At 49.6% G+C, this 13,206-nt stretch carries 7 protein-coding genes; 3 read left to right on the top strand and 4 right to left on the bottom strand.

What is annotated here, in order from left to right; all coding sequences use genetic code 11:
* The first annotated feature begins 76 nt into the window (after window positions 1-76).
* Window positions 77-1,981 (top strand): molecular chaperone DnaK, encoded by a 1,905-nt coding sequence (gene dnaK, locus SIB41_RS11380; RefSeq protein ID WP_413359061.1) that lies wholly within the window; start codon window positions 77-79, stop codon window positions 1,979-1,981.
* A gap of 1,774 nt (window positions 1,982-3,755) precedes the next feature.
* On the opposite strand, the gene SIB41_RS11375 is transcribed toward dnaK, so the two are convergent.
* Window positions 3,756-4,874 (bottom strand): NAD(P)/FAD-dependent oxidoreductase, encoded by a 1,119-nt coding sequence (locus SIB41_RS11375; RefSeq protein ID WP_413359056.1) that lies wholly within the window; start codon window positions 4,872-4,874, stop codon window positions 3,756-3,758.
* A 66-nt stretch (window positions 4,875-4,940) separates the two neighbouring features.
* Here SIB41_RS11375 and purU point away from each other — a divergent pair, with 66 nt between their 5' ends.
* Entirely contained in the window at window positions 4,941-5,831 is an 891-nt protein-coding gene (purU, locus tag SIB41_RS11370; RefSeq protein ID WP_413359054.1) for a formyltetrahydrofolate deformylase, read from the top strand.
* 14 nt (window positions 5,832-5,845) lie between these two features.
* Window positions 5,846-7,159 carry an O-antigen ligase family protein gene (locus SIB41_RS11365; RefSeq protein ID WP_413361537.1) on the top strand — a complete coding sequence of 438 codons (1,314 nt, stop codon included), beginning with the start codon at window positions 5,846-5,848 and terminating at the stop codon, window positions 7,157-7,159.
* Here SIB41_RS11365 and SIB41_RS11360 read toward each other — a convergent pair.
* The 3 genes from SIB41_RS11360 to acnB form a co-directional block, all read right to left on the bottom strand.
* Window positions 7,101-8,696 carry a B12-binding domain-containing radical SAM protein gene (locus tag SIB41_RS11360; protein WP_413359052.1) on the bottom strand — a complete coding sequence of 532 codons (1,596 nt, stop codon included), beginning with the start codon at window positions 8,694-8,696 and terminating at the stop codon, window positions 7,101-7,103. The genes SIB41_RS11365 and SIB41_RS11360 overlap by 59 nt on opposite strands.
* A gap of 458 nt (window positions 8,697-9,154) precedes the next feature.
* Window positions 9,155-10,513 (bottom strand): ClC family H(+)/Cl(-) exchange transporter, encoded by a 1,359-nt coding sequence (locus SIB41_RS11355; protein ID WP_413359050.1) that lies wholly within the window; start codon window positions 10,511-10,513, stop codon window positions 9,155-9,157.
* On the bottom strand, window positions 10,497-13,121 hold the full coding sequence (gene acnB / locus SIB41_RS11350; RefSeq protein WP_413359048.1) for a bifunctional aconitate hydratase 2/2-methylisocitrate dehydratase: 2,625 nt from the start codon (window positions 13,119-13,121) through the stop codon (window positions 10,497-10,499). The genes SIB41_RS11355 and acnB overlap by 17 nt, the downstream gene beginning before the upstream one ends.
* Between the last annotated feature and the right edge of the window lie 85 nt (window positions 13,122-13,206).

Below are 13,206 nucleotides of genomic sequence, written 5' to 3'. Positions count from 1 at the left end.
CACACCTCGCCTCTAAGTGGTCTCACTGCCGAGGATGCACCTGTTCAAGACAGAGATCTTTAGGAGGTCGGCACGAATGGGAAAGGTTGTTGGCATTGACCTTGGAACCACGAACAGTTGTGTCGCTGTAATGGAGGGTGGCAAGCCCGTCGTGATTGCTAACGCTGAAGGGTTTAGAACAACTCCCTCCGTGGTCGCTTATACCAAAAATCAGGATCAGTTGGTTGGCCAGATCGCCAAGCGCCAAGCGGTGATGAACACTGATAACACCTTTTATTCAGCGAAGCGCTTCGTTGGTCGTCGGGTTGATGAGGTGAACGAAGAGTCGAAGGAAGTGAGCTATGAGGTTGAGAAGTCTGGCTCTAATGTGAGGTTGAAGTGCCCGGTTCTTGATAAGCAGTTTTCTCCTGAGGAAGTGAGTGCTCAGGTGTTGCGCAAGTTAGCTGAGGACGCTGGTAAGTATCTCGGTGAGAACGTAACCCAGGCCGTTATCACAGTGCCTGCGTATTTTAATGACTCACAGAGACAGGCCACCAAAGACGCCGGCAAGATAGCTGGCTTAGAGGTGCTACGCATCATTAACGAGCCAACTGCGGCTGCGTTGGCGTATGGCCTCGATAAGAAGAGCAATGAGCGCATTCTGGTGTTTGACCTGGGTGGTGGAACCTTTGATGTTTCTGTGCTCGAGGTAGGTGATGGTGTTTTTGAGGTTCTATCTACCTCTGGTGACACTCATCTAGGCGGAGATGATTTCGATAAAGTGATTGTTGATCATCTGGCTGCAACTTTTAAGGCCAATGAAGGTATTGATCTGCGTCAGGATAAGCAGGCTCTTCAGCGCCTCACTGAGGCGGCAGAGAAAGCCAAGATCGAGCTTTCCAGTGCTACGCAAAGTGAGATCAACCTGCCATTTATTACTGCTACCTCTGAGGGGCCTAAGCATCTCGATCTAACCCTGACACGTGCCAAATTTGAGGAATTGGCTTCAAAGCTGATTGATCGTTGTCGCGTACCTGTGGAGCAGGCTCTTAAGGACGCCAAACTCTCTTCTGGTGAACTTGACGAAATCGTGATGGTGGGCGGCTCCAGCCGCATGCCTGCAGTTCAGGAACTTGTGAAGAGGGTTACGGGTAAAGATCCCAATCAGACTGTCAATCCTGATGAGGTTGTTGCAGTAGGCGCTGCCATACAGGGCGGGGTATTGGCTGGTGAAGTTAAGGACATCTTGCTGCTTGACGTCACACCTCTCTCCTTGGGTGTGGAGACTCTTGGTGGTGTGATGACCAAGATGATTACGCGTAATACGACTGTTCCTACTAAGAAGTCGGAAACCTATTCCACAGCGGTTGATGGACAAACCAATGTGGAGATTCACGTGCTTCAGGGTGAACGTGAGATGGCCTCTGATAATAAGAGCTTAGGAACATTTCGTCTTGATGGAATTCCTCCTGCCCCTCGTGGTGTTCCTCAGATTGAGGTGACCTTTGATATCGATGCTAACGGTATTCTTAGTGTTAATGCCAAGGATAAGGGGAGCGGTAAGGAGCAAAGTATTTCAATTACTGGTGCTTCAACCCTCTCTGAAAATGAGGTTGAGAAGATGGTTAAGGATGCTGAGACCAATGCCTCAGCTGATAAAGAAAAGCGTGAGCGCATTGACATTAAGAACCAGGCTGAGACTCTTGTTTATCAGGCGGAAAAGCAGCTTGGAGAGTTGGCTGACAAGGTTGATGCTGATTCAAAGGCAAAGGTGGAAGATAAGCGCGTCAAGCTTAAGGCTGCCATTGAGAAAGATGACTTTCATGCGATGAAGTCACTATTGGAGGAACTGCAGCAGGAGCTTTATACCGTGGGCGCTTCTGTTTATCAACAGGCGGGTGCTGCCGCCGCAGAATCCGGCGCTGATGCTGGCGCGGCTGGTGCTGGTGATTCCAGTAGTGGCGATGATGTGATTGACGCTGAATTTACTGAGTCGAAGTGATGGGATAGTTTGATTGCTGATGTCATCAAGACTGATATACATGTGTCCCTATAGTTAGCAAGAAGCTTTAAGTTCTTCATGCTAACATTTATTTTTTATGGTTATGTGAATGCCATATATTTTTAATTGTTTTTATTCTTTAATTGGTCAAGTTTGCGTCAAGAAATAAGGGATTTCTTGGATTTTTTTGATCAGAGATTCTGCTCTGCTGAAATTAATCCGAATGCTTGGCAATCTTGCTTAAAGCCATTAGCCTTCCTTTGACAATAGCGAGATCTCGTTTACGTTGTAGCTTGACTGCCACTGGTCAACAGATGCTAATTATGTATGGGCTGGCATGACAAAATATTCTCTGGAGAGATTGAAGATCCAATAGTTGTAAAAAAGATGATTTGATTGAGGGCCTTGTTAACGGACCATATGGATTGAATGATCAATTGAGAGAGCTGCTTTGCTTTCATCCAAGAGTTGATCTATGCGTAAAGAGCTTGTTGGAGGTTGCAGGTCTGCTGCCCACTGATCTTTTGTTTGATTGATTTAATATGCCTAATTGTATCAACATTGAGACACCCGATTATTTTGATGAAAATGATAGATATGGATACTCTGACAAATACATACCTGATGGCAGGAAGAGGATAATTCTATGAAATGCTGAGGATATTTCTACTCATGTGCCGCTAGATTTGATTGATTTAATCTTTTTTGCTGCTTGTTCTTTAGCATATTAATGATTGCCTGGCAGCACTTAAATCTTGTGATCAGTGCTTGAAGAGTGGAGTAACTCTTTACTCTTATTTTGCACCTATCTACTCACAATTTTTGCAAGGTGACCATGCTTGATCCCGTAGGATTTTAAACTCCCTTTAAACCTTTGAGATTTCATCTTTTGTCTCATAAAGATCAATAAACAAGGCTTATTGATCTTGGAATTAATGATGCAAAGGAGGCTCAGGTCTTTTTGGCAAATGTTAATCTTAATCGAATTCTGAATCGTTTGATGAGCGAGGATTATCAGAGAATCTTAAATGAGTCATCATTTTATGTTTGGCATTAGATCGTGAGGAGGCTGTGAATCTTTCAGAGTATTATGAGAATATAGTTGCAGAAATTAGAAACTTCAACTCTAGTATTTGCAACCTCATCACGATTGGATTTAGGGTTCATTCGTTAAATAATGATTTGTTATCGATGTAGGCAGTAATGTCTTAAAAATTAGGATGAGATTAAATTGCTTATGTTTCTCTCTTAGAATAGTTTGCTCTGTAAATCTGAATGCTCTGAGTCAAAGACTTGTGGGTAAAGCCTGTTGCATGGCAACTTCTAATGAACTTTTTAACGTGTTAATGTTGCATCCACTGTCTATAGGCAGTGATCTGTGTTATAGCTTGCAGGATACAAAATCCCATTCGCTAAAGTTTATGGAAATCCTTGGAACCATTTTCGCTTGTCTGCTGGCAGTAGTTCCTGTTGGCCTGTTGTTACATTTTTATGCCAGGCACCGAGACAAAGAGATAACTCTGAACTAACGCTTCTTGCTTTATTTCTTCAACATCATGGAGTCTCACCATCTATCAAGCAGCAGCTTCTTACGCATTGAGTAATTTTAATCGCGTTTTAGGAGCTTGATCAATTTAGATGGGTACTGGCTTTTCGAGGAATTAAGGCAAACCAAGTGTGCGTCTACCGGCTCATCGAGATTTCTTTGACCCAGCAAACTGTTTATCTTCGGATGCCTTGCTGTTGGATGATTGAAAATTGATCAAGAGTCAAGTCAAGATCTTGTCTCGTTAGCGAGTTGCTCTTTTACCCATGCAGCGCTGGCTGGGGCCAGCAAGACGCCATTTCGGTAATGGCCCGTAGCAACGATTAGCCCGGGCTCTAGTTTTTCTAAAAGAGGCGCTGGACGTTCGACAGGTCGAGCGCGCAATCCATGCCATTGGTTTTTCACAGTCGCGCTCTCTAGCCAATCCGGGGCATCTCCCGCGAGGTTTTGCATGGCCTTGAGGTGGCTAGACATTGGTTGAACGCCCGGCTCGAGAGTGGCACCTATCCAGATCTGATTGGTTCCGTGGGGAATCAAGTTGATGCCATGGCTCACGAGTACTGCAGGCCAGCCGCTCCAATTGTGCTGATCTGAGATCACCTCTAGATCCAGCACTTGTCCAAGCACAGGGGCCATGGGAAGACTGTGGCCTAGAGATTCCAGCAGGGCTTTGCTGCCCAGTGCTGCACAGATCACGACAGCGTCTTGGTTCAAATTTGTTCCTCCCGCAAGTTGAAGGCTCCACTGTTTTTCTGCGACAGATGAATTTCGTTCCAGCGAGATGACTGGCTCTTCGATTTGTTGTACGCCTTGGTCTTGTAGGGCGGCCCGTAGGCATTTTTGTAGGAGTATCGGGTCTAGATAACCGTCTTGATGAGAGATCAGCCCCCCATGTTGTGTGTTTGGCCATGATCGGCCGATGTATGGATTCGAGTTTGGTGAGATCAGCTCAAGGCCGAGATGTTGCCGTTGTTCTGCGAGTTGCTTCATCAGGGTGGCTTCTGCTTCGCTACTCGCAAGTTGAATCAGAGGGGTGTTGAGCTTGAGCGGATGCTCTTGACTGCTCAGTTCTGCAACCCACTCTGGCCAGAGGGTCATGCTGTGTTGTCGGAGTCGCCAGGCTCGTCCACTGCTGCGCCTGAAAACATGCCCCATGAGTACCCCTAGCGAAGCAGTTGTTCCCGGTAGGGCCCCTGATCGGTTAATCGGTTGATCCAGTTTTGGATCAATCAGCATCACTTGGTGGCCATGCTTGGCTAAATACCAGGCTGTGCCAGCGCCAACCGCACCGGCGCCAATGATTGCAACGCTGGAAGCAGTCATTCTTGATATTGACGAGCAATGCATCTCACTTTGAGGTGTTCTTGGTGCTGACGTTCGTCAAGACAGAATGAGTTTTTGCAATCAGGTTGAGTGAGCTCCCCTCTTGGTGCTGTATGGAATCCTTACGGTTACAAGCTTCGTGTGATTCTGCAGCTCATCTGTCCAGATCGGCCTGCTTTGGTGAGTGAGTTGTCGGGATGGGTGGCTGTTAATGGAGGCAATATTCTTCATGCTGATCACCATACGGATGTTGGGGCTGGACTGTTTCTGAGCAGGATCGAATTTGGAATTGAGGGCTTCGGATTGCCTCGAGAGGCGATAGCACCGGCTGTGAATGCCCTTGCAGATCGCCTCGGGGGTCAGGCGCAAGTGCATTTTTCGGATGAGATCCCTCGGGTGGCGATCTTCGCTAGCAAGCAGAGTCACTGTCTGTTGGATCTACTTTGGCGCACTCGCAGTGGGGAGTTGCCGATGCAGGTGCCGCTTGTGATTGCAAACCACTCTCAATTGGAGCCTTTATGCAGGGAGTTTGGTGTTTGTTTTGAGTGTGTTCCTATGACGCCTGCCAGCAAGCCTGAGGCGGAACAAACCATGCTGGATTTGTTGGCTGAGCATCGGATTGAGCTGGTTGTGTTGGCTAAGTACATGCAGGTCCTTAGTGGTGCTTTTCTAGAGCGATTCCCCACCGTGATTAATATTCACCATTCCTTCCTTCCGGCTTTTAAGGGGGCACAGCCCTATCACAGGGCCTGGGATCGAGGGGTGAAAGTGATTGGTGCTACAGCCCATTACGTCACTGAAGATCTGGATGACGGGCCGATTATTGAGCAGACCATCGAGCATGTAAACCATCGTGATGAGGTGGAAGATTTGATTCGTAAAGGGCGTGATACGGAACGTCTCGCTTTGGCAAGGGCCTTGAGATTTCATCTTTGTCGCCAGGTGATGGTCTATCGCGGTAGAACCGCTGTTTTTGCATGACGGTGTTGGCTTGGATGGCTCGATGTCGCCCTGCTGCTGCGACCTCCATGGGTTGGCTTGTTTTCCAGTGGGGGCTTTTTTTATTGCCTTCCAGTGCATTGTTGGCAGGCCTGTTGCTGCTTACGGCCCTGGTGCTTGGTAGTTGTCAGCGACAGCAACCGTTTTGGCGTGATCCCTGGAATTGGCCTTTGCTGATTGCCGCACTGTTGATGCTGTTTGGTTGCGTTCAGGCCTATTCGGGTGGACGTGCTTGGGTTGGTCTGGGGAATTGGTTGCCTTTCTTTTGGGCTTTTTGGGGTTTTCAGCCTTATTTAGTTAGTGATGAAGCCCGACGACGTTGTGCCCTTTGGCTTGTCGCTGGCACTTTGCCTGTGGTGATTACAGGTCTCGGGCAGCTCTGGTGGGGATGGCAGGGGCCATGGCAATTGTTCGGTGGCTTAATCGTCTGGTTCATGGCTCCCGGCGGGGAGCCTACTGGCCGTTTATCTGGTCTGTTTGATTACGCAAATATTGCCGGAGCCTGGTTGGCGTTGGTTTGGCCATTCTGTTTGGCAGCTCTGCTTCAGCCTGCCCTCAGTCGTTTTCAACGCAGTATGGCTTTGGGGGTCGCTATTGCTGTTGTGGCTGCATTGGTTCTTACCGACTCACGAAATGCTTGGGGAGGGTTGATGTTGTCGATTCCTTTTGTTTTTGGGCCCGCCAGGTGGCCCTGGTTGTTGCCGTTGATGGTGTTAGCGCTGTTACCAGTGACTCTTGCAGCATTACCAGGCAGTCCTTCAGGTTTGCAGCAGTGGGCACGCACGTTTGTGCCTGAGGGTATTTGGGCGCGTCTTAATGACATGCGCCATATCCAGGATCGTGAGTTGATGTCAACTCGCATGAGCCAGTGGGGGTTGGCTTTTCAGTTTATTGATTCTCGTCCTTGGCTGGGTTGGGGGGCTGCTGCTTTTTCAGTGCTCTATCCGCTGCGGACTGGTCAGTGGCATGGCCATGCCCATAACCTTCCTCTTGAACTTGCTGTGAGCCATGGGATACCCGTGGCTCTGCTAGTGGTGGGGACTGTTTTAGCCCTCTTGATCACAGTCTTGCGACGTGGTGTGTTGACTGGTGGAGTCTTGATAAGCCGAGGTTTGAGTAGCACGGTCTTTGACCGTGCTTGGTGGACGGCAAGTTTGATCCTGGTGGTGATGCACGCTACTGATATGCCTTTCTTTGACAGTCGGCTCAACATTGCCGGCTGGATTCTTTTGGCTGGATTACGTTGCATCATTATTCCCCAGCAGGCACTCCAACATGCTCGTTTAGGGCTTGATGATGATGTTGGATGAGTTGCTTTTGGTTGAGGGGCCCTTCTAGATGGGTCCAGGGCAGTGTTCGTGATGGCTCCCATGATTCATGCACCACTTCTTCCCAGGCTGGTGGGCAGGGCAGTGGTCTGGCTTGTTCAGTCGTTGTACTGAGATCCCCTTCGCGTGCTGCTTTGTAAGCCTTTTTCCAGCTACCTAGTTTGTTGTGTGAGCCCCGGACAGATGCAATCACAGGGGCGAGGCGTCGGTCACTGCGTGACAGCAGAGCCTGGATCGTGCTCCATCCGAAGCTTTCTGGTCGCACCTCAATGCCTTTTGGTTTCAGTTGTTTTGCTAGTTGTTTGAGTCGTTTCTCCGCTTTACGGTTGATCCCGTGCCATTGAAAGGGAGTATGAGCCTTAGGGACAAAGGTGCTGACTCCCAGAGTGAGGCGTAAGCCTGGGGTTGTTTTTTTGAGGTTCAGTAACAGATTGCTCGTGTCGTCTATATCGGAGTCTTCTTCGGTAGGCAGTCCAACCATGCCGTAGAGCTTCAGGCCACGGAGGCCGCCTTCAAACGCATATTTGGCAGCCGCAAAAATTTCTTCTTGGGCAAGCTTTTTATTGATCATTGCGCGAATGCGCTCGCTGCCGCTTTCGATGGCAATTGTGAGTGATTTACTGCCGCGGCGGTTCAGGATCCTGGTCAATTCTGAGTTTACTGTGGCTGCCCGTACAGAGCTAACGCTGAGGCGGATGTCGTTGAAGCGATCTTTGTCTAACCATTGCAGTAGCTCACCAAATTGAGGGTGTTGGGTAACAGAAGCGCCTAGTAGTCCAAGTCTCTTGGTGGCGGTGAGTCCTTTCTCAATGGCAGGGATGAGTCCATCGTCTAAGGATGGACTGCGGAAGGGCAGTGTGAGATAGCTGGCAAGACAGAATCGGCAAAGTTCTGGGCAGCTGCGGACCACTTCAACCATATGGATGTTTGGCCAGGCAGCATCTGGCGTGATCACTGTGGAATGAGTGAGGGTGTTGCCGCGCCAGGTTTGCTTCGCGATTGAGTGGGGTAAGTCGGATTCGACGGGCTTTACTGTCAGCAGGCTGTCGTCAGCGTCGTAGATGGGTTCATAGAACCTTGGTACATAGACACCTGGAATCTTTGCCAGAGCTCGCAGGCGATCAGTTCGCGGCAACTGTTTTACTTGTTGGAGCCTATCGATGAAGGCTGGTAAAAGTTCTTCCCCGTCTCCCAACAAAACCACATCGAAAAATGGAGCTAGGGGTTCGGGGTTAGCTGTGAGTACAGGACCACCACCAAAAACAATCGGGTTGTTTTCTCCGCGTTGATGACTCCATAGCGGGATGCGTTGTTGCTCAAGTAGATCCAGTAATACCGGACCATCCAGTTCCCAGCTCAGGGAGATTCCGAACAGGTCGCATGTGCGATGGGGGATGTCCCCTTGATCGGTAAATAACCGCCTTACATCGATGTCTTCACGTTTAGCGAGGGTGGCCCAGATGACTTGATATCCCAGGCTGGTAATCCCAATGCTGTATGTGCTTGGGAACGCCAGCACGGCTCGGAGCGCTCCAGGTTCGGGAACGGCGGGGGTGAATAGGAGCGTTTCCTTGTTCAGGAGGTCAACCTTGGCAACATCAGTTCATCCTGAAGAGCCTATTGGCATCGGGTGCGAAATGATTTGATGTACGTCAATAAATCAATGGTTAAGGAATCAGCGCTTCATCATTGAGTTGATTGATCTTGCTTGATTATATGTTTTGATCTGTCAGCTGTCTTTGGCAAATTTCTTGCTTCACTTTATATTGATGGAATAATAATTTCGATGACTACCTGCCTCTTAGGGATCTAGGTTATTGTGATATTTGATGACAATATTGATTGACCTCCTAAGTTCAGGAGCGGATATTTGCGGGTCTTATGATGGAGATTATGAGAATTCAAATAATATGGGCTGTCTGCAAATTGTCCAGTTTATTTAGATATTATAAGTAGTAGATTACTTTTTTCGATTGGTTACTCTTTGCATTCCATTGTGATTTGTCTTTCATAAATTGAGTGTTCATTAAAGAGGCGAGCGACGAGAAAGCTCGCTAGGCATGCCACTAGTATTGGTTTGAGGATTAGCAAATCTTTTGTTAGTGCGAAGGCCAAAAACATGGCCGTGATCGGTGTGCGTGAGCAGCTGGCTACGAACGCTCCCATACCTGCAAAAATGAAGGTACTGGGTGCATGGCCAGTCAGCATTTGTGCCCAGTCTCCACAGGCCAGGCCGATTGCTCCTCCTAGGGTCAGCATCGGAACAAATAAGCCTCCTGGTGCTCCTGAGGCAGCGGCTAGCCCGGTAGTGAAAAACAGCACGACGAAGGTGCTGAGAGCCATCAGAGGACCAGCTTCTCCTCCACCGACCAGATCTTGGAGGTTGTCCAAATTCCTAAAGCTCTCAGGAAGAGCTGCATAAACCCCTCCGAGTACTCCACCACTGAGCACCATCCTTAAAACGAGTCGATTGCCGAACCAGGTTTTACCTTTGCGTTGCATCGCTAGGACGTAGCGGCAGTAAAACTCCGCCAAGACTCCAGTGACCAAACCAAGGGCGATTAGGTAGCCCAGGTCGATTGGTAGAAAGTGCACTAGGGGTGTGTATTCACGTTCCAGTTGAAAGCCCACGCCTTTGCTAAGACTTCCAGCAGATGGACTTAGTCCTAGAAATCCGAACACATCTGCCCAAGTATCAGCCCAGAAGGTGGTGACAACCACCAGCAGCAAGACTGCAGGTTTTGCAGAATGAAGTAGCTCTTCAATTACATAAACAAAGCCTCCAATTGGCGCACTGAAAATAGCGGCTAGACCTGCTCCACCTCCAGCAGCGACAATGACTCGGCGAAAGGCGATTGGTGCCTTTAACCATTGAGCAAATTTCCAAGCGACAGAGCCTCCCATTTGCACTGCTGGTCCTTCTGGACCAAGTGGAAAACCACTGCCGATGGCGATAACTCCTGCGACTAGCTTGACCATCCCAACCCTCAAGCCCATTGGTACGGATCGATGGCGTAAAAACGCCATGATGTGGCTTACCCCTGAACCGCTCGCAGAGGGGGCTAGACGGGAAACAAGCAACCCAGAAACCAAGCCTCCTGTGGCACCAAGGGCTGGTAGAACGATCCATGGCGGAAGAAGTTCAAGAAGCTGGAATCGCCACTTGGCGAGGCTATAGATACCAGCTTTGAAAAGCACTCCTGTGAGGGCAGCTCCAAGGCCCGTAAGCATCAGAGCCAGCACAACCACAAACCAGCGCTGCTCTAAGAGTTTGCGGATGCTGCGACTGGACTGGATCAGATTTTGTTGCCGGTTTAGATCATTCGGCATGGCCATTGGTGGGTGAAAACTCTGCAAGAACTTCTGCTTGTATGTCTTTACTTACCACGCGCCCTTGATCTGCAAAGCCATCAATCTGGTTGAAATTTAGATAGCGATAAAGCTCAGATGAGAGGGGATCGATTTTTTCTGTTGCGATCGAAAGATATTCTTTTGGTGTAGGGATTCTACCTAATAATGCACATACTGCTGCCAACTCAGCACTGCCTAAATAGACCTGGGCTCCTTGGCCTAGTCGATTGTTGAAGTTTCGAGTGCTTGTGGAGAAAACGGTTGTGTTGTCTTCCACGCGTGCTTGATTGCCCATACATAATGAACAACCAGGCATTTCCATTCGGCTCCCTGCCGCTTCGAAGATTTTGTAGTAACCCTCTTCTTGAAGCATGGCTTCATCCATTCTTGTTGGTGGGCAAACCCATAGGCGAGCTTTGCTGGTTCCAGACCCTTCAAGAATTTTTGCCGCAGCTCTGTAGTGGCCGATGTTGGTCATACAGGAGCCGATAAAGACTTCCTGCACTGGATTGTTTGCAACCTCACTGAGTAGTTTTACATTGTCGGGATCGTTGGGACAGGCCAATACGGGCTCTTTGAGTTCGTCGAGATTGATATTGATGATTTCGGCATACTCTGCGTTTTGATCAGCGCTAATCAATTCTGGCTTTGCCAGCCAAGCTTCCATGGCTTTGATACGTCTTGCCAGGGTGCGAGCATCCTGATAACCGCGGGCAATCATGTTTTTTAGCAATGCAATATTGCTGCGAAGGTATTCAGCAACCGTTGATTCAGACAGTTTGATCGTGCAGCCAGCGCAGGAACGTTCAGCAGTGGCATCGGTTAGTTCAAAGGCTTGCTCCAGCTTCAGATCAGGTAATCCTTCTATTTCCATGATTTTGCCGCTAAATACATTGAGCTTTTTCGCTTTTTCCACGCTGAGTAGACCTTCTTGAATCGCGATCAAGGGGATCGCATTGACGACGTCACGCAGTGTGATGCCGCTCTGTATTGAGCCGCTGAAACGAACCAGTACAGATTCCGGCATGTCTAGGGGCATGGCACCGATGGCTGCAGCAAAAGCCACCACGCCAGAACCTCCGGGGAAAGAAATGCCTAAGGGGAAACGAGTGTGGCTATCGCCGCCTGTTCCCACTGTGTCTGGCAGAAGCATGCGGTTCAGCCAGCTGTGGATGATCCCATCGCCTGGATGAAGTGCTACTCCACCACGCTGGGCGAAGAAATCGGGAAGTTCTTTCTGGGTTTGTAGATCTACAGGCTTCGGGTAGGCAGCGGTGTGGCAGAAGCTTTGCATGACCAGATCTGCTGCAAATCCCAGGCAGGCGAGCTCCTTCATTTCGTCTCGAGTCATTGGTCCAGTTGTGTCTTGGCTGCCTACAGTTGTCATCAGCGGTTCGCAACTGGTCCCAGGTCGTATTCCTTCGAGACCACAAGCAAGACCAACGATTTTTTGGGCCTGGGTATACCCCTTGCCCGTTTCAGGAGTGTCTCCTGGGCGGACGAATAGATCGGATGTTGACAGTCCAAATTGAGAACGCACTTTGTCGGTTAGTGCTCTGCCGATCAGTAGGGAGATACGCCCACCCGCGCGCACTTCGTCGCTGATGGTGATTGGTTTGAGCTTGAAGTGAGCCACGATTTCGCCTGCTTTGTCTTCTCCGAAGGCCCGTTCGATGGTGCCGGCATGTGGACGGATGGTGATCACATCGCCACTTTGCAGCTGACTGACATCACATTCGATTGGTAGGGCGCCGGAGTCTTCCGCTGTGTTGAAGAAAATCGGAGCGATTTTGCCGCCAAGGATGACGCCGCCGGATCGCTTGTTGGGTACGTAAGGGATATCGGCTCCTATGTGCCAAAGCACCGAATTGATTGCTGATTTACGAGAACTGCCCGTACCCACCACATCGCCCACGTAGGCAATGGGATGGCCTTTTGCCTTCAGGCTGATGATCGTGGCAAGGGCATTGGGATCCCGTGTTTCCAGCATGGCCAGAGCATGCAGGGGGATGTCTGGTCGGGTGGTGGCATGGGTGGCGGGGGATAGATCGTCGGTATTGGTTTCACCATCAACTTTGAAGACTGTGACTGTGATCTCTTTGGCTAAGACTGGTTTTGAGGTGAACCATTCAGCGGCGGCCCAGCTTTCTACAACTTGCTTTGCGAAGCGATTGGTTTCAGCTAGCTCGATGACGTCATGGACAGCGTCGTAGACGAGCAGGGTGCGACTCAGACCTGAAGCGGCGCATTCAGCTAGCTCGTGGTCATTGTGTTGAAGCAGCTCAATCAGAGCTGCAACGTTGTACCCCCCAATCATCGTGCCTAGCAGTTTTGTGGCTTCTAAGGGAGTAATGAGTGGGCTCTTGCTGTTTCCCTGGGCGATAGCACTCAGCCAGGTTGCTTTCACGTAGGCAGCTTCATCTACTCCTGGGGGGATGCGCTCACGCAGCAGGTAAAGCAGTTCAGAGCTGTCTCCTGCTGGTGGATTCTGTAAAAGTAAGGTGAGTGCTTGGGTTTGCTCGGCAGTGAGGGGCAGGGGGGGGATGCCCTGGGCGTCACGTTCGGCGGCGAGCTGGCGATAAGCACTCAGCATTGGGGTGATTCCTCGGCAGCGGTTATGGCCCTTCTATTGTTATTTGCCGTCGATCCATCCTGGCAGGAGATCGATATTGAAATGC

This window comes from Prochlorococcus sp. MIT 1201 (genome assembly GCF_047303415.1).
Lineage (GTDB): Bacteria > Cyanobacteriota > Cyanobacteriia > PCC-6307 > Cyanobiaceae > Prochlorococcus > Prochlorococcus marinus_D.
The sequence above is the reverse complement of the archived record's forward strand: the minus strand, read 5'-3'. Positions and strand labels throughout refer to the sequence as shown.